Origin of the sequence: Actinotalea solisilvae (assembly GCF_016464425.1) — a bacterium.
Lineage (GTDB): Bacteria > Actinomycetota > Actinomycetes > Actinomycetales > Cellulomonadaceae > Actinotalea > Actinotalea solisilvae.
Genome location: NZ_JADDKQ010000019.1, coordinates 1 through 23182 on the forward strand (window position 1 = coordinate 1; position 23182 = coordinate 23182).

Annotated in this window: 22 protein-coding genes; 10 read left to right on the plus strand and 12 right to left on the minus strand. The window is 75.5% G+C overall.

What is annotated here, in order from left to right; genetic code table 11:
• Both ligD and JIG38_RS14555 read right to left on the minus strand, forming a co-directional pair.
• The coding region (ligD, locus tag JIG38_RS14550) for a non-homologous end-joining DNA ligase LigD (protein WP_443592174.1) at nucleotides 1-405 on the minus strand (405 nt) is incomplete at its 3' end.
• A 40-nt stretch (nucleotides 406-445) separates the two neighbouring features.
• Complete coding sequence (locus tag JIG38_RS14555) at nucleotides 446-1393, minus strand: ATP-dependent DNA ligase (RefSeq protein ID WP_233405070.1); 948 nt, start codon at nucleotides 1391-1393, stop codon at nucleotides 446-448.
• Between the two features lie 131 nt (nucleotides 1394-1524).
• On the opposite strand from JIG38_RS14555, the gene ku reads away from it, so the two are divergent.
• The 6 genes from ku to JIG38_RS14585 all read left to right on the plus strand — a co-directional run bounded on the left by ku (nucleotide 1525) and on the right by JIG38_RS14585 (nucleotide 8792).
• Complete coding sequence (ku, locus tag JIG38_RS14560) at nucleotides 1525-2532, plus strand: non-homologous end joining protein Ku (RefSeq protein ID WP_199424551.1); 1008 nt, start codon at nucleotides 1525-1527, stop codon at nucleotides 2530-2532.
• A 1-nt stretch (nucleotide 2533) separates the two neighbouring features.
• Nucleotides 2534-3583 carry a PHP domain-containing protein gene (locus JIG38_RS14565; RefSeq protein WP_199424552.1) on the plus strand — a complete coding sequence of 350 codons (1050 nt, stop codon included), beginning with the start codon at nucleotides 2534-2536 and terminating at the stop codon, nucleotides 3581-3583.
• Nucleotides 3584-3836: 253 nt separating this feature from the next.
• Nucleotides 3837-5258, plus strand: coding sequence for an outer membrane protein assembly factor BamB family protein (locus JIG38_RS14570; protein ID WP_199424553.1), 1422 nt, complete (start codon nucleotides 3837-3839; stop codon nucleotides 5256-5258).
• Between the two features lie 35 nt (nucleotides 5259-5293).
• Nucleotides 5294-6874, plus strand: coding sequence for an outer membrane protein assembly factor BamB family protein (locus JIG38_RS14575; protein ID WP_199424554.1), 1581 nt, complete (start codon nucleotides 5294-5296; stop codon nucleotides 6872-6874).
• Nucleotides 6871-8325 (plus strand): outer membrane protein assembly factor BamB family protein, encoded by a 1455-nt coding sequence (locus tag JIG38_RS14580; RefSeq protein ID WP_199424555.1) that lies wholly within the window; start codon nucleotides 6871-6873, stop codon nucleotides 8323-8325. The genes JIG38_RS14575 and JIG38_RS14580 overlap by 4 nt, the downstream gene beginning before the upstream one ends.
• An 86-nt stretch (nucleotides 8326-8411) precedes the next feature.
• Nucleotides 8412-8792 (plus strand): hypothetical protein, encoded by a 381-nt coding sequence (locus JIG38_RS14585; protein ID WP_199424556.1) that lies wholly within the window; start codon nucleotides 8412-8414, stop codon nucleotides 8790-8792.
• On the opposite strand, the gene JIG38_RS14590 is transcribed toward JIG38_RS14585, so the two are convergent.
• From JIG38_RS14590 to JIG38_RS14605, 4 genes are all read right to left on the minus strand, one after another.
• A complete protein-coding gene (locus tag JIG38_RS14590; RefSeq protein ID WP_372419900.1) occupies nucleotides 8731-9333 on the minus strand; it encodes a DoxX family protein in 603 nt (200 codons plus the stop codon). The genes JIG38_RS14585 and JIG38_RS14590 overlap by 62 nt on opposite strands.
• A 133-nt stretch (nucleotides 9334-9466) precedes the next feature.
• On the minus strand, nucleotides 9467-10348 hold the full coding sequence (locus JIG38_RS14595; protein ID WP_199424557.1) for a GGDEF domain-containing protein: 882 nt from the start codon (nucleotides 10346-10348) through the stop codon (nucleotides 9467-9469).
• Nucleotides 10349-10397: 49 nt separating this feature from the next.
• The gene (gene nhaA, locus JIG38_RS14600; RefSeq protein ID WP_199424558.1) at nucleotides 10398-12323 is read right to left on the minus strand and encodes a Na+/H+ antiporter NhaA; all 1926 of its coding nucleotides are present in this window, start codon (nucleotides 12321-12323) and stop codon (nucleotides 10398-10400) included.
• Nucleotides 12324-12468: 145 nt separating this feature from the next.
• The gene (locus JIG38_RS14605; RefSeq protein ID WP_199424559.1) at nucleotides 12469-13347 is read right to left on the minus strand and encodes a helix-turn-helix domain-containing protein; all 879 of its coding nucleotides are present in this window, start codon (nucleotides 13345-13347) and stop codon (nucleotides 12469-12471) included.
• A 181-nt stretch (nucleotides 13348-13528) separates the two neighbouring features.
• On the opposite strand from JIG38_RS14605, the gene JIG38_RS14610 reads away from it, so the two are divergent.
• The 3 genes from JIG38_RS14610 (at nucleotide 13529) to JIG38_RS14620 (ending at nucleotide 17145) form a co-directional block, all read left to right on the plus strand.
• Complete coding sequence (locus tag JIG38_RS14610) at nucleotides 13529-14545, plus strand: alcohol dehydrogenase catalytic domain-containing protein (protein ID WP_199424560.1); 1017 nt, start codon at nucleotides 13529-13531, stop codon at nucleotides 14543-14545.
• Between the two features lie 123 nt (nucleotides 14546-14668).
• Nucleotides 14669-16111 carry an adenylate/guanylate cyclase domain-containing protein gene (locus tag JIG38_RS21105; protein ID WP_199424561.1) on the plus strand — a complete coding sequence of 481 codons (1443 nt, stop codon included), beginning with the start codon at nucleotides 14669-14671 and terminating at the stop codon, nucleotides 16109-16111.
• A gap of 533 nt (nucleotides 16112-16644) precedes the next feature.
• Nucleotides 16645-17145 carry a hypothetical protein gene (locus JIG38_RS14620; RefSeq protein ID WP_199424562.1) on the plus strand — a complete coding sequence of 167 codons (501 nt, stop codon included), beginning with the start codon at nucleotides 16645-16647 and terminating at the stop codon, nucleotides 17143-17145.
• Here JIG38_RS14620 and JIG38_RS14625 read toward each other — a convergent pair.
• Nucleotides 17142-17606, minus strand: coding sequence for a hypothetical protein (locus tag JIG38_RS14625; RefSeq protein ID WP_199424563.1), 465 nt, complete (start codon nucleotides 17604-17606; stop codon nucleotides 17142-17144). The two genes, JIG38_RS14620 and JIG38_RS14625, sit on opposite strands and share 4 nt — an antisense overlap.
• Before the next feature lie 214 nt (nucleotides 17607-17820).
• Nucleotides 17821-19245, minus strand: coding sequence for a type I glutamate--ammonia ligase (gene glnA / locus JIG38_RS14630; RefSeq protein ID WP_199424564.1), 1425 nt, complete (start codon nucleotides 19243-19245; stop codon nucleotides 17821-17823).
• A 202-nt stretch (nucleotides 19246-19447) separates the two neighbouring features.
• Here glnA and JIG38_RS14635 point away from each other — a divergent pair, with 202 nt between their 5' ends.
• Nucleotides 19448-19957, plus strand: a complete 510-nt coding sequence (locus tag JIG38_RS14635) for an RDD family protein (protein ID WP_199424565.1) — start codon at nucleotides 19448-19450, stop codon at nucleotides 19955-19957.
• Nucleotides 19958-19964: 7 nt separating this feature from the next.
• On the opposite strand, the gene JIG38_RS14640 is transcribed toward JIG38_RS14635, so the two are convergent.
• The 4 genes from JIG38_RS14640 to lipB form a co-directional block, all read right to left on the minus strand.
• Entirely contained in the window at nucleotides 19965-20606 is a 642-nt protein-coding gene (locus tag JIG38_RS14640; RefSeq protein ID WP_199424566.1) for a class I SAM-dependent methyltransferase, read from the minus strand.
• Between the two features lie 17 nt (nucleotides 20607-20623).
• Nucleotides 20624-21364: a DUF4191 domain-containing protein gene (locus tag JIG38_RS14645; RefSeq protein WP_199424567.1), complete on the minus strand. Its 741-nt coding sequence runs from the start codon at nucleotides 21362-21364 to the stop codon at nucleotides 20624-20626.
• A gap of 74 nt (nucleotides 21365-21438) precedes the next feature.
• Nucleotides 21439-22440: a lipoyl synthase gene (gene lipA, locus JIG38_RS14650; RefSeq protein ID WP_199424568.1), complete on the minus strand. Its 1002-nt coding sequence runs from the start codon at nucleotides 22438-22440 to the stop codon at nucleotides 21439-21441.
• A gap of 9 nt (nucleotides 22441-22449) precedes the next feature.
• Nucleotides 22450-23181, minus strand: a complete 732-nt coding sequence (gene lipB, locus JIG38_RS14655) for a lipoyl(octanoyl) transferase LipB (RefSeq protein WP_199424569.1) — start codon at nucleotides 23179-23181, stop codon at nucleotides 22450-22452.
• Nucleotide 23182: the final 1 nt, after the last annotated feature.

A 23182-nucleotide genomic window follows, 5' to 3' on the forward strand; every position in this document is an offset into this window, starting at 1 on the left:
GGCGCCGCGCGGGCCGACGGTCCACTGCGGTGTGTGGAGCTCGATCGCGCCCTGGTTCGCCGACCACACGAGCCCCGCGAGGTCGTCGAGGAACGGCAGGTCGAGGATCGTGCCCTCGTCCTCGGTCCCGGGGCTCGCCGGCAGCTCGAGGTGCCGCACCCACGGCGGCGCGCCCTTGGGGGTGTTCTTCTCGAAGAACTTCTGCCCGTCGACGGTCGTGGTGAACCGGATCCTCGTCACGGGCCGGTCGCGCAGCTGGCGCAGGATCGCGGGCGCCACGGCCGTGTAGTAGCCGATGAGCTCGGCCTTGGTGAACCCCGTCGAGGGGTAGAGCACGCGGTCCAAGTGCGTGAGCTTGACCTTGGTGCCCTCGACCTCGACCCACTGCGCGTCGTCGCCCGCCATCAGGCCGCCTCCCCGGTGGTGCCGTACGTCGTCCTCGCCGTCACGGAGCCTCCCACGGATCGACGTCGGCGTCCGCCCGCAGCGCGAGGACGACCGGCTGGCGCAGCCGCCCCCCGGACATCCGCTGCAGGTACCGCACGTCCACCCCGACCCGGGGCTCGCACCAGGTGACGCCCCGCGCGTCCTCGCGCGGGACCTCGTCGTCGAGCGGCGCGTCGCCCCGGTCCAGGCCCTCGAGCGCGCGCAGGAGGTCCGCGCCGCGCCGGCCCGCGAGGCCGCTGCCCGCCTTGCCGAGGTACCGCCAACGGCCCTCGGCGTCGGGCGCGCCGAGCAGCACGGCGCCCAGCCGGTGGGAGGCGGCCGCCGCGCCCCGCGCCCCGAAGCCCTCGGTCCGCCACCCGACGACGGCGGCCGTGCGCGTCGCCCGGTGCGGCACCTTGACCCAGTCGGGCGAGCGCCGGCCGGGCTGGTACGGGGACGAGCGCCGCTTGGCGACCACGCCCTCGAGCCCGTGCTGGCGCGTGACCTCGTACAGCGCGTCGCCGTCGTCGTAGACGGGGGAGAGCTGGAGCCGGTCCGCGACGCCGAGGTCCTCGAGGAGGGCGCGCCGCTCCGCGAACGCCCGGCGGGAGACGTCCTCGCCGTCCACGACGAGCACGTCGAACGCCATGTAGGTCGCGGGGACCCGGGCGGCGAGGCGCGCGGCGCGGACCGGGTCCCGGACGTTCATGCGCTCCGCGAGGGCCTCGAAGGAGGGGACGCCGCCGGCCATGACGACCACCTCGCCGTCGAGCAGGAGGCCCGGCAGCGCGGCCAGGCCGGCGAGCTCGGGGTACGTCACGGTGACGTCCCGGCCGGACCGCGCGACGAGGCGCAGGGCGCCGTCGCGCGTGTCCGCGAGGACCCGGACGCCGTCCCACTTGACCTCGTAGACCCACTCCGGGCCCCGCGGGAGGACACCGGATCCGGGCGCCGGGGTGGCGAGCATGGGCTGCACGGGTCCATCCTGCCCACACAGGTGCCGACCGGCACCCGACGGCGCGTGCCCGCGGGCGGCCGCGTCGCCGGGCTCCGGCAGCCCGACCCCGTGGGCGCGGCACCGGACGAGAGGGTGTGGGCATGCGTGCGATCTGGAAGGGCGCGGTCGCCTTCGGGCTGGTCAACGTCCCGGTGAAGCTCTACGCCGCGACGGGCGAGCACAGCGTCCCGCTGCACCAGGTGCACCAGGAGGACGGCGGCCGGATCCGCTACAAGAAGGTCTGCAGCATCGACGGCGAGGAGGTCCCCTACGCGGACATCGCCAAGGGCTACGAGACCGACGACGGCCGCATGGTCGTGCTCACCGACGCCGACCTCGACGACCTGCCGCTGGCGACCGAGCGCGAGATCGCGGTCGAGGAGTTCGTGCCGGTCGAGCAGGTCGACCCGATCATGCTCGGCAAGACGTACTACCTCGAGCCCGAGAAGACCGCCGCGAAGCCGTACGCGCTGCTGCGCGAGGCGCTCAAGACGACCGACCGGATGGCCGTGGTCAAGGTCGCGCTGCGCCAGCGCGAGTCGATGGCCGTGCTGCGCGTGCGCGACGACGTCATCTGCCTCCAGACCCTCCTGTGGCCCGACGAGGTGCGCGCCGCCGACTTCCCGATCCTCGAGGCCGACGTCCAGGTGCGCCCGCAGGAGCTGCAGATGGCGGCGTCGCTCGTCGAGTCCCTCGCGGCGGACTTCGACCCCTCGGCCTTCGAGGACCGCTACCAGTCCGCGCTCGAGGCGCTCATCGAGGCGAAGGTCTCGACCGGGAAGACGGTGGCGCCGGCCGCCGCCGACGAGGAGGAGGCCGCCGAGGGCGGCGAGGTCGTCGACCTGCTCTCGGCCCTCCAGCGCAGCGTCGAGAAGGCGCGCGGTGCGCGCGCCGGGTCGGGTGACGAGAAGGCGCCGGCGAAGACCGCCCCGAAGGCGTCCGCGAAGGCCTCGGCGTCCGACGACGACAAGCCCGCGCCGAAGCGCGCGAGCCGCGCGAAGGCCGCGGCCGCGGACGACAAGCCCGCCAAGGCGCCCGCGCGCAAGCGCGCCGCCGCGTCCGACGACGCCGAGCCCGCGAAGAAGACCACGCGGCGCCGCGCGTCCTGAGGTGGCGACGCCGGGCCCCGCGGGGCGGGACGACGTCGTCGGGGTGCTGCACCGCATCGCCTTCCTCCTCGAGCGCCAGCAGGCGCCCGAGTACCGCTCGCGCGCCTACCGGCGTGCCGGCGACGCCGTCGGCGCCCTGGACGACGTCGCCTTCGGGCGGCACGCCGCCGGCGGGTCCTGGCAGGAGCTGCCGAACGTCGGCGAGAAGACCGCGGGGGTCGTCGCGGCCGTGCTGCGGGGCGAGGTGCCCCGCGTGCTCACCGACCTCGAGGCGGAGCTGGGCGACCGGTTGCGCGCCGCGACGCCCGCGGGCCAGGCGCTGCGCGACGCGGTCCGCGGGGACCTGCACGCGCACACCGACGAGAGCGACGGCGGCGCCCCGGTCCAGGCGATGGCGCTCGCGGGCGTCGAGATCGGGCACGAGTACCTCGCGATCACGGACCACTCGCCGCGCCTCACGGTCGCGAACGGGCTCTCTCCCGCGCGGCTGCGCGCGCAGGTGCGGCGGGTCGCGCGCATGAACGAGGTGCTCGGCCCGTTCCGGCTCCTCACGGGCATCGAGTGCGACGTCCTCGACGACGGCGCGCTCGACCAGGAGCCGGACCTCCTCGACGAGCTCGACGTCGTCGTCGCGTCGGTGCACTCGAAGCTGCGCATGGAGCGCGCCGCCATGACCCGCCGCATGGTCGCCGCCGTGGGCAACCACCGCACGGACGTCCTGGGTCACTGCACGGGGCGGCGCGTCCGGGGGCGCGAGCGCCCGCAGAGCGAGTTCGACCCGGTCGCGGTGTTCGAGGCGTGCGCGGCCCACCGGGTCGCTGTCGAGGTCAACAGCCGACCCGACCGGCAGGACCCGCCCGACGACCTCATCGCGATCGCTGCCGACGCCGGCTGCCTGTTCAGCGTCGACTCGGACGCGCACGCACCCGGGCAGCTCGACTGGCTCGTGGACGGGTGCGACCGGCTTGCCGCGCACGGCGTCGACGCCGACCGTGTCGTGACGACGTGGCCGGTCGAGCGGCTGCTGGAGTGGACGCACCGGCGCGCGTGACCTGACGCGACGAGCCCGCGCGGCACCGGCCGCGGTCCCGGCCGTGACACCGTGCGCGGGGGCGCGACGACCGCTCCCGCTGCCCCCGTGCGGCCCGAGGGCCGGAGGTACGCTCCGGTCATGTCGGCGCGACCCGGTGACGCGATGGTCGACGTCGTGCTCGTCGACGACGACGAGCACGACGCGCCCGCGCTGCCCGGGGCGCTCGGGGGTGTGGGGGGGGCCCGGGGTGTGGGGGTTGTCCGGGGGGGCGTTGGCCGCCGCCCCCCCCCCCCCCGCGCCCGCGCTGCCCGGGGCGCTCGCGCGGGTCCCGCGCCAGCGCAGCCGGCTCGCGCCCGCGGGCGTCCCCACCGACCTGCCGTCGGGCGCGCCGCCCGCGGCCGAGCGCTCGCCCGCGGAGCTCGGGCGGCTCCGGCGCGTGCGCCGCCGGGCGCTGGGCGTCGTGGCCGTCGTGGCCGTCGCCGGGGGCGCGCTGGGGGCGGGCGCCGCGGCGCGGGACGCCGCCGAGGCGCGACGCCTCAGCGCGCTGCCCGGCTTCGTCGCCCCCTTCGGCGACCCGCTGACCGAGGCGTGGCGGGTCGAGGCCGCGGGCGACGTCCGGGTCGCCGGGGGTCACCTGCTGCACGTCGAGGGCGGCGACCTCGTCGCGACGGACCTGGTCACCGGCGTGCGCGCCTGGTCGACGCCCGTCGACGGCCTCGCCCCGGCCGACGTCACGGGGTGCGTCGGCTCCGACGGGGCGTCCCCGGTCGTCGCGTGCGTGGTCGGGGGCGAGCGCGTCGTCGTGCTCGACGCCGCCACCGGTGCCGCGGTCGACGTCGCCGCCGGCGCCTCCGAGGACGTGCGGGCCGTGCGGGTGCTCGCGCTCGACGGCGACCTCGTGCGGCTCGTCGCCGAGCCCGCGTCGCTCGAGCGCATCGACCCGCGCACGGGGGACGTCCGGTGGTCCGTGGCGCTCCCGCCGGGCGTCGCGGGCGCGCAGCCCGCGGTCGAGCACGGCCTCGTGACGTTCAGCGGGGACGTCGCGGCCGCGGTCGACGGCGCGGACGGCGCCCTGCTCGGCGTGTTCCCCGGCAGCGAGGTCCGCCGGCCCGACGGCGCCGCGGCCGCGGTGCTGCGGGCGACGCCGGACGGCTACGGCGTCTGGGTCGCCGAGCGGCGCCGCTTCGGCGACATGACGGGCCGGTGGTTCTCGCGCGACGGCAGCGAGCTCGGGGCGCTGCGGGGCTGGCTCGCCGAGCCGCGCGCGAGCGACCACTCCGAGCCGTCCGTCCTGCTCACGGTGACGGACTCGCCCGTGCTGCGCGCGGTCGGGCCCGACGGCGCGCTGCTCTGGGCGGCCCGCCCGGAGCTGGGTCTGCCGGTGGTGCGGGTGGACGGGACGGCCGTGCTCGCCTCCGCCGACGTGCTGCGGCGCGTGGACCTCGTGGACGGACGGACGCTCTGGTCGGTCCCGCTCGCGGACGGGGACGCCGTCACGACGCTGAGCGACGGCCGGCACCTCCTGCTGCTGTCGGCGAGCGTCGGGGGCGGGCGACGGCTCGCGGCGGTCGCCCTCGAGGACGGCCGCACCGCGTGGCGCGAGAGCGTGCCGGCGTCGTGGGAGCTGGTCGACGCGGGCGCGGGCGACGTGGTCCTCGTGCGCGACGGCCCGGACGTGCTGGCCCTGCGATGAGGCGCGCGCGGTCCGGTCGCGGCACGGGACACGCGATGGTCGACGTCGAGCTCGAGGTCGAGGAGGACGACGCGCCGTCGGCGCTCGCGCTCGTCGCCGCGCAGAGCCCGCACCACGGCGTGGCCCACGACGACCCCGGCGGGGTCGGCCCGGGGGAGCCCGTGCCGGTGCCGGCCGCAGCCGGCCCGCGGCCGGCCCGGAGCCGCACGCGCCGCCGCGTCGCCGTCGCCGCGGCGCTCGCCGTGGTCGCGACGGCGGCCGGCGTCGCGACCGTCGTCGAGGACCGGCGCGAGCGCGAGCGTGCGGCCGAGCTCGCCGGGCTCGAGGGTGTCGTCGAGCCGTTCGCCGAGCCGCTCGGCGTGACCTGGCGCGCCTCGACCGCGCTCGGCTCGACGACGGCCGACGACCTCGTCCTGCGCTGGCAGGAGACGCCGTCGGGCCTCGAGCTCCAGGCGATCGACTCCGCCACGGGCGTCGCCCGCTGGAGCGCGCCGCGCGGCCCGGGCGACGGCGTCGACTGGTGCGACGGCGCGGCGGAGGCCGACGGCACGCCGGTCGTCGTCTGCTGGCGCGTCTCGCCCGTGCCCGGCACGGACGCCGACGGCGACGAGGAGACCTTCGAGGGCGTCCTCGTCCTGCTGGACGCGCAGGACGGCGGCGTCATCGCGGAGCACCCCATGGCGTTGCCGAGCTCGGGCTACGGGGTGCTCGACGGCGACGTCGTGCTCGGCTACCGCGACGGCGGGGCTGCGCGCGTGGTGCGGCTCGACGCCGCCGCGGGGACGCCGGTCTGGGAGCGCGAGGTGCCCCTGACGGCCCGCCAGCTCGACGGGTCGTACAGCGCCTGGCTGACGGTCGACGCCGGGCTCGTGCTGGTCCAGGGTGCGACGACCTTCGTGCTGACCCCGGACGGCGAGCTCCTCGGCACGTGGGACACGACGGACTCCGACGCGGCCGGGTTCTCCGACGCCCGCCAGGGGGTCCAGGTGGACGCCACGGCCGAGGGCTTCGGGGTCTGGGCGCAGTCGCTGGACCGCACCGGGGCCTCGGACGGGACCTGGTACGACCGCGACGGCGAGGAGGTCGCGCAGGTCGAGGGCTTCCTGGCCGAGCCGGCGGTCTCCGACGGCAGCGCGCCGCACGTGCTGCTCACGGCGCCGGGGACGCGGTTCGACCTCGACGCGACCGACCTCACCACGGGCGAGCGGCTGTGGACGGTGCCGCTCGAGGGCGGCGCCGTGCTCGTGCGCCGCGACGGCGCCGCTGTCGCCGCGGACGGCCGCCGCGTGTTCGCCGTCGACCTGGTCACGGGGGAGGAGCGCTGGTCCGTGGCCGTGCCGGGGGTCCGGCCGGACCTGGGCTCGGTGACGGACGGGGAGCGCGTGCTCGTGCTGGCCCGGGACGGCGGCTGGGTGCTCCAGGCGGTGGGTCTCGACGGGCTGCCGCTGTGGCGCACGCCGGTCCCGGCCTCGGTCGCGATGCCCGACGTCGTGCCGCCGGGGATGCCGGCGCTCTGGGCGATCGGCTCGCGGGCGGTCACGACGAACGGCCAGGTGCTCGTCGGCCTCGCTCCGGGCGCGGCCCCGCCCGTGGACCCGCTGCGGTCCGACCCGTGACGTCGCCGCCGCGGCACGGCGCGTCCGTCGAGGTCGAGCTCGACGAGGTCGCCGACCCGGGCGCGGCGGGCGCGGGCCGGCCGGGCCGACCCCGGCGCACGGCGCGCGCGGCGGGCGCCCGCCTCGGACCGCGTGCGTGGGGGCCGTCGGCCCGCGCGGGCACGCTCGGCTCCGCCGTGCTGGCGGTCGGCGTCGTCGTCGCGCTCGTCGCGTGGCTCGTGCCCCCGCGGGCCACGCCGGGCCCGCTGGTCGGCACGGCGCCCGCGCTCGCCTCGCCGCTGACCGAGGTGTGGCGCGTCGAGGCACGGTCGGGCTGGTGGGCGGCCCACGGGCAGCTCCTCGTGCCGGGCCGGACGGCCGCGGGTCCCGAGGTGGTCGCGCGCGACCTCACGACCGGCGACGTCGTCTGGCGGCTGTCGGCGGACGACAGGGTGCCGACGCTCGCCTGTCCCGTCGGCGTGACCGCCGCGTCGGGTCCGGCCGTGGTGTGCCAGGCGTTCGGTCCGCTCGGCCCCACCGACCCGCCCGGGCACGGCGTCGCCCAGCACCCGGGCGCGCTGCTCGTCGTGGCGGCGGCCGACGGCGCGGTGCTCGACCGTGTGCCGCTCGAACCGGACCACCTGGGGTTCGGCGCCGTCGACGGCGACCTCGTGCTCGCGCGGCGGACGGCGGGCGGCGTCGAGGTCGAGCGACGGACGCCGGACGGACCCCGGGAGTGGCGCACGAGCGTCGCGCTCCCGGGCGGTGACGTGCCGGGCCCGGCCGCGCGCGTCGAGATGGGCGACCGGGCGGTGCTCGTCAGCGGCACCGCGACCGTCCTCCTCGACGGCGCCGACGGCTCGCGCCTGGGCACGTGGGGCGCGGTGCCGCAGGCCACCGCGGCGGCGCCACGCCTGACGTCGCGCGGCACGGCGACGGGCGTGCGCGTCGAGCGGGCGGCCGGTGCGCGCGGGCCCGTGACCTCGTGGTTCGGGCCGGACGGCACCCTGCTCGGCCGGTTCGCCGGCGCGTCGGCCGAGCCCGCGGTCACCGACTCCTCCCCGCCCGACGTGGCGCTCGCCGACGCCGACGGCGCGTTGCGCGGGGTGGACCTGACGGGCGGTGACGTCGTGTGGTCGCTCCCGGGGGACGGCGCGGTGCCCGTGCTGCGCTCCGGCGGTGCGGTGCTCGTCGTCCGGCCGACGGCGCTGGCCGCGGTGGCGCTCGCGACGGGGACCGAGCGCTGGTCGGTCCCGCTCACCGGGACCGACGTCGTGCACGCGGTGTCGGACGGCGACGTCGTCCTCGCGACCGGCATGCCGCCCGGCCGCGGTCCTAGCCTGTCGGCGCTGTCGCTCGAGGACGGGAGCCTGCGATGGCGCACGGCGCTGCCGCCCGGCACGAGCCGCGTCGAGGTCGCCGACGGACGCGTGGTCGCCGTGGGCGGCGCGACGGTGGTGGGCCTGGGCTGACCCGCGCGCGGACCGCCCGGGCGGAGGTCCGGCCCGGCCCGGACCGGCGCGCCGCCGCGTGCGCCCGTGCCGTTAGGGTCGCGCCCGTGACCACCGTGGCCGCCGTCGTGCTCGTCGTCCTCCTCGCGCTCCTGGCCGCGTTCCAGGTCGGGCTCGCGTCCGGGCGGCCGTGGGGCCGGCTCGCGTGGGGCGGCGGGCACGAGGTGCTCCCGCAGCGCCTGCGCGTCGCGAGCCTCGTCTCGGTGCTGCTCTACGCGGTCATCGCGGGCGTCGTCGCCGACCGCGCCGGGCTCGTCGACCTCGTGCCCGACGGCGTCTCGCGCGTCGGCACCTGGGTCGTGGTGGCCTACCTCGCGATCGGCGTGCCGATCAACCTCGTCTCCCGCAGCCGGGCCGAGCGCGCCGTCATGACGCCGACGGTGGCCGTCCTGCTCGCGTGCGCGCTCGTCGTCGCGCTGTCGCGCTGAGCCCCGCCTCGACCACCGCGGCCTCGACCACCGCGGCCTCGGCCCGCCGCAGGGCGCGGCCCACCTCGTCCGGCCCGACGCCGGCTCCCGCGGCCATCGCGGTGCCGACCTCGCGCGCGGCGGCCGTCCGGCCGGCACGCCAGGTGCGCCAGGCGCCGGTCGACCACAGTGCCCACGCGACGAGGAGGGGCTGGCCGAGCAGCCGCACGGCGCGCGCGGCGTCGGAGTCCAGCCCGAAGGCGTCGGTGCGCGTCACGAGCTGCGAGACGTTGCCCGGGAAGATCGCGACGAAGAACGCGGCGACGAGCCAGCCCACCGCGGCACGGCGGCGTCGTGGTGCCACGACGAGGGCGGTGCCGAGGGCGATCTCGACGACGCCCGACACGAGCACGACGGCGTCCGGGTCCGCCGGGAACCACGGCGGCACCTGGGCCTGGAACTCCTCGCGGGCGACGGTGAGGTGGGTCGTCCCGGCGAACGCGAGGACGGCTCCGAGCAGCAGCCTGCCCGCGGTCCGCGCCCGGCTCACGCGCGCGGCCACGGGGCCACGGGGGTGTCCAGGACGGGCATCGCGACTCCCCGGTAGACGAACTCGTCCACCGACCGTAGCCCGCGGTCGTCTCCGCCGCCCGCGGCCGCGCCCAGGTCGTCGCGGCGCGCCGGCGTCCTCGCCCTCAGACGCTCTTGCTCGCATAGAGGTCGGCGTCGGCCTCCCGGAGCGCCTGGTCGACGTCGACGGCCCGCGTGACGTGGGTGAGGCCGATCGTCGCCCCGACGCTCGCCGTCACCCCGTCGCGCACCGGGAACGGCTCGGCCGCGGCAGCCCGCAGCCGCTCGCTGACGTCGGCGGACTGCGCCGCCCCCAGCCCGGGGCACACGACGACGAACTCGTCGCCGCCCACGCGCGCGAGGTAGTCCTCCACCCGCAGCACCGCGCGCATGCGCTCGCCGACGTGCTGCAGCAGCGCGTCGCCGGCGTCGTGCCCGTACGTGTCGTTGACGGACTTGAAGCGGTCGAGGTCGACGAGCATCACGGTCACGGGGGAGTCGGGTGCGGCCTCGGCCAGCGCACCGGCGAGGAACCGCCGCAGCTCGCGCCGGTTGGGCAGGCCCGTGAGCTCGTCCGTGCCTGCCTCGCGCGCGAGCGACCGGTGCCGGGTGGTCAGCTCGGTGATGTCGCGGTACTGCGCGACGATGCGCTCACCGTCCACCGCGTGGAGGTGCACCTCGAAGGTGCGGCCGCGCAGCGTGGGGTCGTGGTCCGGGTCCTCGTAGCCGAACTGCGCCCGCAGCGACCCGCCGCGTGCGAGGAGCTCGACCTCGGTCTCGAAGAGCGGGACGTTCCCCGCGCCGAAGACCTCGAGCATGCTCGTGCCGGTGAGCGGCCGGCCCGCGTTGCGGTCCGCTGTGGCGTTCGACCACTCGTGCACGAAGTCGACGACGTCGCCGGCCGCGTCCCGCACGGCGCGCACGACGACCCACCCGTCCGACGGGTGCGCGTCGAGGACCGCGGCGAAGTCGACCGGCGCCGTGCGGTCCGGCGGTGAGGAGGTCACGGACCATCATCATGGTTCACGACCGCCGTCCTGTCGTGACGGAGGTCCCTCACCCGCCGCTCGGCTGGGCAGACGGTGCGGACTGTGCCGTCGCTGCCGTGGCGGCGCGAGCGGCCTCGCCGGCCGCCTCGAGCGCGAGCAGGAGAGAGCGCGCGTCGTGGGGCCCGGTGTGGCGGCGGCCGTTGATGAACAGCGTCGGCACCGCCGTGATGTCCATGGCCTCGGCGTCGAGCATGTCGTCGCGCACGCGCGCCGCGACCGCCGACGACGTGAGGTCGCGCTCGAACCGCGCCATGTCGAGCCCGAGCTCCTCCGCCCGGCGCAGGATGTCGGCGGGCTGCTGGTGCTCCTGGTCGACGAACAGCGCCCGTTCGAACTCGAAGAACCGCCCCTGGAGCGCGGCGGCCTCGGAGGCCTCCGCCGCGGCGACGGCGTTCGGGTGGTACCGGACGAGGGGTGCGTGCCGCCACACGTAGCGGAGGCGGCCGCCGAGCTCGCCGACCACCTCCTGGATCGTCCCCGCCGTCTTGAGGCAGAAGCCGCACTGGAAGTCGCCGTACTCGACGAGCGTGAGCGGCGCGTCGGGCGGCCCGTAGACGTGGTCGCGCGCGGGGTCGACGGGACGCTGGAGGACCTGGCCCACCTCCGCGCCGCGCGACGTCCGCTCCGTGGCCCGGAAGATCGCCGTCGCCAGCGCGAACGCGAGGACCGACGCGACGAGCACGCCCACGCGCGCCTCGTTCTGCACCGCAGGGTCGTCGATCGCGAGGTCGATGATGAACAGCGAGAGCGTGAAGCCGACGCCGCACAGCGCTGCGCCGCCGGCCAGGCGCGACGTGGTCAGGCCGGGTCCGAGCTCGCCGAGGCCGAGCCGGCGCACGAGGGTCGTGGAGCCGAGCACGCCCACGAGCTTGCCCACCACGAGCGCGACGACGACGCCCCAGGCGACGGGCGAGGTCGCGGCGGCCGCGAGCACGTCGCCCGAGACCTGCACGCCCGCGTTCGCGAGGGCGAAGACCGGCAGGATGACGAACGACACGTAGGGCGCGTAGGCCGACTGCAGCCGCTCGTTGATCGAGATGGACTCGCGCAGGCTGTTGGCGGCGGCCCGCGCGTACTCCGTCGTCGGCGACTGGCGGAACGTGCGCGCGAGGGCGAGCGCGTGCTCGACGTCCTGGCGGGTCGGGCGGTACACGGGGACGAGGAGCGCGACGACGACGCCGGCGAGCGTCGGGTGGACGCCCGACGCGAGGAACGCGAGCCACACGACGATCGCGAGCGTCGCGTAGATCGGGCCGCGCCCGGTCGGCACGTACCGGGTGAACCAGATGCCCACCATGCCCACGGCGGCGACCAGCAGCGGCAGCGGCGTGAACTGCTCGGTGTAGACGAGCGCGATGATGCTCAGCGCGCCGATGTCGTCGACGACGGCGAGCGCGAGCAGGAACGTCCGCAGCCGCCCCGCGGCGCGCGGGCCGACGAGGGCGAGGCCGCCCACGAGGAACGCGGTGTCGGTCGAGATGACCACGCCCCACGCGCTCTCCCAGCCCGAGCCACGCGCCACCAGCAGGTACAGCACCGTCGGGACGACGAGCCCGCACAGGGCCGCTGCGACGGGGACCATCGCGCGCGACCAGCTCGTGAGCTCGCCGATCGTGAACTCGCGCCGCACCTCGAGGCCGACGGTGAAGAAGAAGATCGCCATGAGCGCGTCGTTCACGAGCGCGTGCAGGGTGAACTCGAGGCTGAGGTCGGCGACGCCGACGCTCAGGTGGGTGTCCCAGAACGCCTCGTAGCCCTCGTGCCACGCGTTGGCCCACACGATCGCGACCAGCGTGCTGGCGACGAGCAGCAGGGCCCCGGTGCGGGTCGCGCCCATCGAGCGCACCCAGGAGGCGATCGAGGGCTCGTGCGCGCGCTCTGCCTGCGGGCGCTCGGGGTCGGGGGAACGGTCGATGACGACGGGCACGGACACGGCGGCTCCCCGGGGTCGCGCGGGTGGGAGGCGATGCGGTGCCGGGGCAGCACCGGCCCGACACGCGCACTCTGGCGAGCGCCGGAGCGGGCGTCAAGGCGATCGTCCGAGAGCGAACGGCCGGCGCGGCGGGCGACGCCCGTGGTCACCGGTCGTCGAGCGCGTCCCGCGGTCCCCGGCGGCGCACGCCGAGGGTCCAGCTCGCGAGGAGGTCCATCGCCTCGCGCGAGGAGGTGCCGGCCTCGGTCGTGTAGAGGAACAGGGTCTGGTCCCGGTCGCCCGGCAGCGTGAGCGTCTCGAACTGCACCGTGAGCTCGCCCACGACCGGGTGGCGCAGCCGCTTCGTGCCGGAGGTGCGCTGGTGCACGCCGTGCGCCTCCCACCACGTGCGGAACTCGGGGCTCCGCGCGCACAGCTCGGCGACGAGGTCGAGCGCACGCCGGTCGTCGGGGTACGTGCCGAGGTCGAGCCGCAGGCTCTCGACGCACGCCCGCGCGTGCTCCTCCCAGTCGACGAACAGCTCGCGCGCCGCGGGGTCGAGGAACATCCATCGCGCGTACCCACGCTCTGCCGGGCGCAGGGCGTCGAAGTCGGCGAAGAGGGCGCGCGCGAGGCGGTTGCTCGCGAGCACGTCGGTCCGCCGGCCGAGCAGCAGGGCGGGGTGGCCGTCGAGCGAGTCGAGGAGCTGGTGCAGGCCGGGCCGCGCCCGCTGCACCGTCGGGGTGACGCGACGGGGCGCTGCGGGCGCGCCGGCGAGGTGGACGAGGTGCGCGTGGCCGGCGTCGTCGAGGTCGAGCGCGCGCGCGATCGCGTCGAGCACCGCGGCGGACGGCCGGATCCGCCGACCCTGCTCGAGCCGCGTGTAGTAGTCGGGCGAGACGCCGGCCAGCAGCGCGACCTCCTCCCGCCGCAGGCCCGGGACGCGTCGCAGGCGTCCGTCGAGCGGCAGGCCGGACCGCGCGAGGTCGACCTTGCTGCGCGCACGCCGCAGGAAGTCGGCGAGCTCGTGGTTGAGCCGGTCCATGGCGCCATCGTGCCAAGTCGTCATGGCCGACGGGACGCCCAGCCTGGGACCGGCGGTCCTAGGCAGCGCCGTCCCAGGTTGCACAGGGCCGGTCGTGGCGGACCGCGGAGCGGTCGTCGCTCCTTGACTGGAGGTGCCCGCCGACGACCGGCCGGGCCACCCGACCAGCGAGGAGACAGCCATGTCGAGCATCCGCTCAGTCCAGGTCGCCGAGCCCGGCGGCGCGTTCCGGGTCGTCACGGGCGAGCAGCCCGCGCCCGGCCCCGGTCACGTCCGGGTCGCCGTCGAGGCTGTGGGCGTCTGCCACACCGACCACTACTTCCGCCAGGGAGGCTTCCCGGTCACCTGGCCGGCCGTCCTCGGCCACGAGATCGCCGGCCGCGTCGAGGAGCTCGGCCCGGGCGTCGAGGGGTGGCGCGTCGGGGAGCGCGTCGCCGTCGGCTGGTTCGGGGGCAGCTGCGGCCGCTGCGACCCGTGCAGGGGAGGGGACTTCATCCACTGCGTGCGCGTCGCCGTGCCGGGCTGGCAGTACCCGGGCGGTTACGCCGACGCCACCGTCGTCCCGGTCGACGCGCTGGCACGCGTCCCCGAGGCGCTGAGCGCCGTCGACGCCGCGCCGCTCGGGTGTGCCGGCGTGGCGACCTTCAACGCCCTGCGCCGCAGCCCCGCGCGCGCCGGTGACCTCGTCGCGGTCCTCGGCCTGGGCGGCCTCGGTCACCTCGGCGTCCAGTTCGCGCGGGCCATGGGGTTCGAGACGGTCGCGATCGCGCGCGGCCGGGAGCGTGCGGGCCTCGCGCGCGAGCTCGGCGCCCACCACTACGTCGACGCCTCCGACGGCGACGTCGCCGCGGCGCTGCAGGCGCTCGGCGGGGCACGCGTCGTGCTCGGCACGACGGCGAGCTCCGCGGCCATGGCGGCGACGGTCGACGGCCTGTGCCCGGGCGGCGAGCTGCTCGTCGTCGGCGCGGCGCCGGAGCCGATGGAGGTCAGCCCGTTCCAGCTCATCTCGACGACGCGCAGCGTGCACGGCCACCCGTCCGGCACGGCGAAGGACGTCGAGGACACGATGCGGTTCGCGGCGCTCTCGGGCGTGCGGCCGAGGACCGAGACCTACCCGCTGGAGCGCGTCGGCGAGGCGTTCGACCGGATGCTGTCCGGCGACGCGCGCTTCCGCGTGGTGCTCACCACCGGCCGCTGACGCCGGGCGCGGGCGGCCCGCGTCGGGTCGGTGACCGCAGCCGTCCGGGGCGACGGCCCCGAACGGGTGCTCGCCCGCGGTGGCTGGTACGGCGTGGTGGCGCGGACACGCTCGGGACCGGACGTGGCACCCTGGTCCGGTGACGACCAGGTCGGACGCCGCGGGCGCGGCACCCACGTGCTGACCCCCGGCGAGACGCGCTTCGCGCGCTCGGGCGAGGTGGACGTCGCCTACCAGGTCGTCGGCGAGGGCGACCGCGACCTCCTCGTGGGCATCGGCTGGGCGTCGCACCTCGAGCTGCTCTGGGAGCTGCCCGAGACGGTGCACTTCCTCGAGCGCCTGGGCCGGATGGGGCGCCTCATCCTGTTCGACGCGCGCGGCACGGGCCTGAGCGACCGGCCCCCGGGCTCGCCGAGCGTCGAGGAGCTCGTCCCGGACGCCGTGGCCGTGCTCGACGCCGCGGGCAGCGAGCGCGCCGTCGTCGTCGGCTGGCTCGACAAGGCGGCACTCGCGCTCGCGCTCGCGGCGCACCACCCGGAGCGCGTCACCGCGCTCGTCCTGGGCGAGGCCTGCGCCAGCATGCGTCCGCGGCCCGGGCACCCGTCCGGCCTGGGCGCGGACGACGGCGAGCGCGTGGCGGCGGCGGTCGAGTCCGGCGCCTGGGGCACCGCCGCCCTGCTGCCGTGGATCGCCCCGGGCGTTGCGCACGACCCCCGCGTCGCCGCGTGGTGGCGCCGGTGGGAGCGGATGTCGGCGACCCCGAACACCGCTGCGAGCCTGTGGCGCACCATGCTCGACCTCGACCTGCGCCACCTCGTGCCCGCCGTTCGGGCGCCCGCGCTCCTCCTGCACCGGGCCGGGACGAGCCTCGTGCCGCTGGAGTCCGTCCAGTGGCTGGCCGACGCGCTCGCCGAGGCGCGGGTCGTCGAGCTGCCCGGGTCCGACATCCCGGCCTTCTTCGGTGACACCGACACGCTCATGGACGAGGTGGAGGACTTCCTCGCCGGCACGCGTACCGGCTCGGACGCCGACCGCCGGGTCCTGACGATGCTGGTCACCGACGTCGTCGGCTCGACCGAGCAGGCCGCGCGGCTGGGGGACCGGCGCTGGGACGAGCTCGTCGCGTGGCACCACCAGGAGGTGCGCGCGCTCCTCGCCCGCCACGGCGGCCGTGAGATCGACACCGCGGGCGACGGCTTCCTCGCGGTCTTCGACCTGCCCAGCCGGGCGCTGACGTGCGCCCTGGCGGTCCGCGACCACCTCGCCGCGCACGGCCTCACCATCCGCGCAGGGCTGCACGCCGGGGAGGTCGTGCAGGGACCCACATCGGTGCGGGGGCTCGCCGTGCACGTCGCGGCACGGGTCGCCGCGACCGCCACCGCGGGTCAGGTGCGGACGACGTCGACCGTGCGCGACCTCGTGCTGGGCGCACCGCTCGTGCTCGAGCCGTGCGGCTCGACCCCGCTCAAGGGCGTCCCGGGCACGTGGGAGCTGTGGGTCGCGGGTCCGCACTCGGACGGGCCGGTCGACGCCGGACGTGCGACGCCCCGGCCACCGCAGGGGTGACCGGGGCGCCGTCGGCACCGCTCAGACGTCGAAGTACAGCTCGAACTCTCCCCGCACCGTTGACTGGCGATGGCGAGGGTGGGAAACCGCCCGTGACGTAAGCATCTCTGACTTGCCGTTGGCAGCGTGGGTGCGCGCTGAGCGTGCTGCGGACTGCCTGCGGACTGAACGAGAGGCTTCGACGATGCACCACAACCGATCGCCGCAGTGAGCAGATCCCCGCGTTGGGGACTGCTGTGGGTGCGGGGCGACCCGTACGGTCGCGCGCGGCTACGCCGGCTCCAACCTGACGACTCGACTGCCTTGCGGTGTCGGCGGCCAGACCGACCACGCGCCCGTCCGTGACGACGCGCAGGACTGGCGCGAGGACCAGAACCGGAGGGATGAGACGGGCTCCGCGACGCTCAGTCGCACACCGCGGCAGGAGCGCGAGGGCGCGTCACCGTGGCAGGCCTTGGTGCTCGCGGACCTCGTCCGCGGACCGGCGTCCGTTCCTGCCACGTGTGTCGGCGGCGCCTCCTACAGTGTCGATCATGACCCGTGACCTGCGCGCGACCGCGCGAACGATCAACACGTCCCTTCGTCAGACCTCCTGGTCGCACATCGTCACGAGCACCGACGACGCTTGGTACGGGCCGTTCCTGACACGGCTCGCCCTCCTCACGGCTGGCGAGGAGCTCGTCATCGCAACCGGGCGCTTCGACCAGGAGGATGGCGGCTCCTACGCGGGGACCGTGCAAATCCTCACGACCACACGAGCCATCGTGGGCACCGTCGCCGGCGTCGGCTCAGAGGACCCCACGGAGACGGCGGCATACGCCTTCGCACGCTCGACCATCGTGGATGTCAGCGTCGACGCCACCGTGAGCCCCTTCGTTGATCCGGGGTTCCACGACTGGCCAGGGGCCGTCCGCGTAACCGCTCGCTACGCGGGCGGCCATACCCTCGCCTTCCCGTGCGACCCGGACAATCGGATCGAGCGGGCGAACGCGTTCGAGCTGCTTCCCGACCTTCTCGGCGACCTCGCGGGCTAGGCGCCGCCCGCGTCGGACTTGGCTGGAGTCGCCGGGCGTTCCCACGGGTAGTGATCGTCCACGGTCATGAAGCGCGACCCGCCCCCGACGAAGACTAGAAGCGCTGTGAAGGTGGCAAAGGTCACTGCCAGCAACCGCACGACCCAATGCTCGAACTGCCACAGGAACGCAAACACCCCAACCCCGATGAGAGCTACGACCACCATCGTGGCCGCATTCCCCGCGTCGATTCGCCTGCGTAACCGCATGTCCTCGAGGTGGGCGAGGCGATGTGCCATGTGATCGACTGCGTCGTCGAGCGCATCCCTACCCTCACCATCGGGCAACTTTTCCCGTATATCGAGCGCTCGGCGCAACCGCCCTGCGAGCCCACGCTGATCGGTCGGCCAGAAGACCCCTAGCAACGCGGCGAGAGCAGGTAGCGCGCCGATGAGCACGACGATCGGCGACGACTTGTCCACGACGAGAGCGTAGCGACGAACGCTCGGGGGAGGCCCGGGTGACCTCGTGCTGGGCGCGCCGCTGGTGCTCGAGCCGTGCGGATCGACGTCGCTCAAGCATGTCCCGGGGACCTAGGAGCTCTGGGTCGCGGGCCCGCCGTCGGACGGTCCGGTCGACGCCGGACGCACGACGCCCCGGCCACCGCAGGGGTGACCGGGGCGCCGTCGGCGTCGCTCAGACGTCGAAGTAGAGCTCGAACTCGTGCGGGTGCGGGCGCAGGCGGATCGGCTCGATCTCGTGCGTCCGCTTGTAGTCCAGCCACGTCTCGATGAGGTCCGGCGTGAAGACGTTGCCCTCGGTGAGGTAGTCGTGGTCGGCCTCGAGCGCCGCGAGGGCCTCGTCGAGCGACGCGGGGAGCTGCTCGATCGACGCGTGCTCCTCGGGCGGCAGCTCGTAGAGGTCCTTGTCGACCGGCTCCGGCGGCTCGATCTTGTTCTTGATGCCGTCGAGGCCGGCCATGAGCATGGCCGCGAACGCGAGGTACGGGTTCGACGACGGGTCCGGCACGCGGAACTCGATGCGCTTGGCCTTGGGGTTGGAGCCCGTCACCGGGATCCGGACGCAGGCCGAGCGGTTGCGCGCCGAGTAGACGAGGTTGACCGGCGCCTCGAAGCCCGGGACCAGGCGGTGGAAGCTGTTGACCGTCGGGTTCGTGAACGCCAGCAGCGACGGCGCGTGCTTGAGGAGGCCGCCGATGTACCAGCGCGCCATGTCGGACAGGCCGCCGTAGCCCTTCTCGTCGTAGAAGAGCGGCTCGCCGTTCTTCCAGAGCGACTGGTGGCAGTGCATGCCCGAGCCGTTGTCGCCGAAGAGCGGCTTCGGCATGAACGTCACCGTGCGGCCGTTGCGGTGCACGACGTTCTTGACGACGTACTTGAAGAGCATGACCTTGTCGGCCGACTTCGCGAGCGTGTCGAAGCGGTAGTTGATCTCCGCCTGGCCGGCGGTGCCGACCTCGTGGTGCGAGCGCTCGACCTGGAGGCCGAGCTTGTCGAGCTCGATGCAGATCTCGTCGCGCAGGTCGGAGAAGTGGTCCACCGGGGCGACGGGGAAGTAGCCACCCTTGTACGGGGTCTTGTGCCCGAGGTTGCCGCCGTCCTCCTTGCGGCCGGTGTTCCACGCCGCCTCGATGGAGTCGATGTGGTAGTAGCTCTCGGACTGGCTCGTGTGGAACCGGATGTCGTCGAAGATGTAGAACTCGGCCTCGGGGGCGAAGAACGCGGTGTCGGCGATGCCCGTCGAGCGCAGGTACGCCTCGGCCTTCGCGGCCACCTGGCGCGGGTCGCGGCTGTACGGCTCGTCCGTGTACGGGTCGACGATCGACATGTTGACGTTGAGCGTCTTCTCGACGCGGAACGGGTCGAGGTACGCCGTCGAGAGGTCCGCGAGGAGCTTCATGTCGGACTCGTGGATCGCCTGGAAGCCACGGATCGAGGAGCCGTCGAACATCTGGCCCTCGGTGAAGAACGTCTCGTCGACCGTGGAGGCCGGGACGTTGAAGTGCTGCATCACGCCAGGCAGGTCGCAGAAGCGGACGTCGACGAACTTGACGCCCTCCTCCTTGATGAAGGCCATGACCTCTTGGGCCGAACTGAACATCCGGTGCTCTCCTTGGTCTCGCGCTGGCGCGGTGGGACGTCGCGGGTCGTGCTCGGGTCGATCGTCGGGTCCGACGGTAGGCCGCGGGGATTTCTCGACGGTGTACCAAGTGTTTCCACCGCGTTACCTGGACCTCGGCCGCCCTCCCGGGGCACCCGGCGGCGCGACGGGGCGTGCCGCCACCCTGGCATAGGCTCGCGGCGTGGCGTCACGACGGGATGACCTCGGGTCCTGGCTGGAGGGTACTCCGGGCGACCCGTCGCCCGAGGACGTCTCCGCGCTCGGGCTGCCGGCGAGCGGCCCCGGGTCGCGCGCGCCGCTCGGGCGGCGCGTGGTCGCGATCCTGGTCGACTGGGTGCTCTCGATGGCCGTGGCGGCGCAGGTCGCGCCGGACCCGACGAGCCCGGCCCCGGGCATCTTCGCGGCCGACCCGCGGGCCACGCTCGCGGTGTTCGCGCTGTCGACCGCCGTCCTCGTCTCGACCCTCGGGTTCACCATCGGTCACCGGCTCGTCGGCGTCCGCGTGGTGCGCGTGCGCGACCTCGCGGCGCGCGGCAGCGGTGAGGCGCGCGGGCCCGCCCGCGCGCCGGGCGTGGTCGCGGGCGTCGTCCGGACCCTGCTCCTGTGCCTCGTCATCCCCGCGGTCGTCTGGGACCGCGAGGGTCGCGGCATGCACGACGCCGCCGCGGGCACGGTCCTCGTCCTGCGCTGAGGGCGGGTCAGGCCGGCCGGGCGGGCGTGGCCGTCCAGACGAGGCTGTACCGCCAGTAGACGTGACGCCGCAGCCGTGCGCCGGGCAGCAGCGCGCGCGCCGCGGCGCGGACGTCGCCCAGGCTCGTCGTCGGGTCGGTCAGCGGCACCCCGGCGTCCCACTCGCCGCGCCGTCGGCGCGCCCAGCGCGAGACCGGCAGGCCCAGCGCGCCCAGGGCGAGGTCCCCGGGCGACGAGGGGTTCGCGAGCCCGACGACGACGAGCGTCCCGCCGGGGGCGGTCAGCCCGCGCAGCCGCTCCAGGCCCTCGCGCAGGGGCAGGTGGTGCAGGGTCGCGACGCACGTGACCAGGTCGTAGGCGCCGTCGAGGTCGGCCGTCAGCACGTCGCCCGCGACGTAGCGGAGCCGCGGCGAGTCCGCGGCGGCCTCGGCGCGACGGACCTGCTCGGGCGAGGAGTCGACGCCGACGACGTCCTCGGTCGCGCCGGGCGCGAGGCGCCGCGTGAGCAGGCCCTCGCCGCAGCCGACGTCGAGGACCCGGCGCCACGGCGGCGGAGCCACGCGCGGCACGAGCCGGTGGTAGTGCGTGTTGTGGTTCCAGAACGGGTCGCGCGACGGCGCGGGCAGCGCCAGCGCCGTCGTGGTCGTCATGCCCGCAGGAGCGCGGCTCAGCGGCCGCGCATGCCCTTGCGGTCCGGGCGCGCGCGGTACGGGTCGATGCCCTTGGGCACCGGCAGGCGCGCCCCGCCGAGCGCGCGCAGCCGCTTGCCGATCTCCGCGACCTCCTGCTTGGTCAGCGTCGGCTTGAGCTTCTGCACGGCGCGCGCGAGCTTGGGCAGCGGCACCTGGTCGGGGCCGTTGCCGGACTGGATGACGGTCACCGGGACGTTGGGGAGGATGCGCGCGATCTTGCGCTTCTCGGCGTCGAGCAGGCGGGCTTGACGACCGCCGGGGCCCTCGCCGACGAGCACGATGCCCGCCCGGCCGAGGCCGCGGAACACGAGGTCCTGGCTGCGCGGGTCCGCTGCGACGGGCTCCTCCGGGAAGTCCCAGCCGCGGCGGATGGTGCGGAGCGCGGAGATCGACGCGCCCGGCTGGCCCTCGAGCCGGCGGTAGGCCGCCTTCTCGGCCCGGCGCGCGAGGACGAACATGCCCGCGAGCACCGCGAACGGCAGCCCGACGACGATCGCGTAGACCCGGTAGCCCGTGGTGTCGAGGAAGAGCGCGACGACGATCGCGACGGCCAGCACGGCCGCGAAGGCGCCCAGGACCCACCAGGTCACCGACGGGTCCGTCGCCCGCGTCATCTGGTACGCCTGCCACACCTGGTGGTACCAGCGGGTCTTCTTCACCTTGGGTGCGGCGCCCTGCGGGGCAGGGGAGGGCGCACTGGAGCGCTGACGGGCCATGCGGCGAGTCTAGTGGCCAGGTCCGGGCCCCGAGGTCAGCCCTTCGGCCGACCGGGACGGCCGGTCGCAGGCCGTCAGCGGGCGAGCAGGCTCGACGCCTCCTGGCGCGCGGCGCGCTCCGTCGCCAGGTGGGCGAGCCCCTCGGGGATGGCCTCGCCGCGGCGGCCCATGGCCTGTGCCCACAGGCGACCGGCCCGGTAGGACGAGCGCACGAGCGGCCCGGACATGACGCCCAGGAAGCCGATCCGCTCGGCCTCCTCCGAGAGCGCCACGAACTCCTCGGGCCGCACCCAGCGGTCGACGGGGTGGTGGCGCACCGACGGACGCAGGTACTGCGTGATCGTCACGAGGTCGCAGCCGGCGTCGTGCAGGTCCTGGAGCGCGGCGGCCGCCTCGTCGTACGTCTCGCCCATGCCGAGGATGATGTTGGACTTCGTGACCAGGCCGGCCTCGCGCGCCTGCGTGAGCACCGACAGCGAGCGGTCGTACCGGAAGCCCGGGCGGATCTGCTTGAAGATCCGCGGCACGGTCTCGAGGTTGTGCGCGAGCACCTCGGGTCGCGACGAGAAGACCTCGGCGAGCAGCTCGGGCACGGCGTTGAAGTCGGGGATGAGCAGCTCGACGCCCGTGCCCGGGTTGAGCGCGTGGATCTGGCGCACCGTCTCGGCGTAGAGCCAGGCGCCGCCGTCGGGCAGGTCGTCGCGCGCGACGCCGGTGACGGTCGAGTACCGCAGGCCCATGGCCTGGACGGACTCCGCGACCCGGCGGGGCTCGTCGGCGTCGAAGTCCGCGGGCTTGCCCGTGTCGATCTGGCAGAAGTCGCACCGCCGCGTGCACTGGTCGCCGCCGATGAGGAACGTGGCCTCGCGGTCCTCCCAGCACTCGAAGATGTTGGGGCAGCCCGCCTCCTCGCACACCGTGTGCAGGCCCTCGCGCTTCACGAGGCCCTTGAGCTCGGTGTACTCCGGGCCCATCGTCGCCCGGGTCTTGATCCACTCGGGCTTCTTCTCGATCGGCGTGGCAGCGTTGCGGGCCTCGACCCGCAGCATCCGGCGTCCCTCGGGAGCGATCGTCACCCGGCCACCCTACGTCAGTCGTCCGACGACCTCGCGCGGCGCGTGCGCCTGCTCGCCGTGGGCGGACGCGGCGTGCGCCGACACGCCCGCGAGGGCGCGCCCGAGGTGGGGGAGCAGGAGCGCCTCGGCCTCGGCGATCGTCACGGTCCGCCCGAGCTCTGCGCTGAGGCTCGTGACGTCGGCGTCGGCGATGCCGCACGGCACGATCCGGCCGAACGCGCCCAGGTCCGCGTCGCAGTTGAGCGCGAGGCCGTGCATCGTCACGCCGCGTGCGACGCGGACGCCGATCGCGGCGACCTTGCGCTCGCGCCGATGCCCGGGGACGCCGCCGCCCTCGTCGTCCGCCGGGAACCAGACGCCCGAGCGACCCTCGACGCGCACGGCGGCGAGGCCGAGGTCGGCGCACGTGTCGATGAGCGCCTGCTCGAGCGCGCGCACGTAGGCGACGACGTCGACGGGCTCGGCGAGACGCACGATCGGGTAGGCGACGAGCTGTCCCGGCCCGTGCCACGTGATCTTGCCCCCGCGGTCGACGTCGACCACGGGCGTGCCGTCGACCGGGCGGTCCCACGACGCCGTGCGGCGGCCCGCGGTGTAGACGGACTCGTGCTCGACGAGCACGACGGTGTCGGGGCGCTCGCCGTCGGCGACCTCGGAGTGCAGCCGGCGCTGGAGGTCCCAGGCCTCGTGGTAGCCCACGAGCCGCTGCCCGAGGTCCAGCCGGAGCAGCTCGGGGTGCATG

What these genes read in the sequence shown, in the direction of transcription:
- JIG38_RS14555 (WP_233405070.1), bottom strand. Translation starts at nt 1,393, where the DNA reads ATGCTCGCCACCCCGGCGCCCGGATCCGGTGTCCTCCCGCGGGGCCCG.
- ku (WP_199424551.1), top strand. Translation starts at nt 1,525, where the DNA reads ATGCGTGCGATCTGGAAGGGCGCGGTCGCCTTCGGGCTGGTCAACGTC.
- JIG38_RS14575 (WP_199424554.1), top strand. Translation starts at nt 5,294, where the DNA reads ATGGTCGACGTCGAGCTCGAGGTCGAGGAGGACGACGCGCCGTCGGCG.
- JIG38_RS14605 (WP_199424559.1), bottom strand. Translation starts at nt 13,347, where the DNA reads ATGGACCGGCTCAACCACGAGCTCGCCGACTTCCTGCGGCGTGCGCGC.
- JIG38_RS14610 (WP_199424560.1), top strand. Translation starts at nt 13,529, where the DNA reads ATGTCGAGCATCCGCTCAGTCCAGGTCGCCGAGCCCGGCGGCGCGTTC.
- JIG38_RS14620 (WP_199424562.1), top strand. Translation starts at nt 16,645, where the DNA reads ATGACCCGTGACCTGCGCGCGACCGCGCGAACGATCAACACGTCCCTT.
- glnA (WP_199424564.1), bottom strand. Translation starts at nt 19,245, where the DNA reads ATGTTCAGTTCGGCCCAAGAGGTCATGGCCTTCATCAAGGAGGAGGGC.
- JIG38_RS14640 (WP_199424566.1), bottom strand. Translation starts at nt 20,606, where the DNA reads ATGACGACCACGACGGCGCTGGCGCTGCCCGCGCCGTCGCGCGACCCG.
- JIG38_RS14645 (WP_199424567.1), bottom strand. Translation starts at nt 21,364, where the DNA reads ATGGCCCGTCAGCGCTCCAGTGCGCCCTCCCCTGCCCCGCAGGGCGCC.
- lipB (WP_199424569.1), bottom strand. Translation starts at nt 23,181, where the DNA reads ATGCACCCCGAGCTGCTCCGGCTGGACCTCGGGCAGCGGCTCGTGGGC.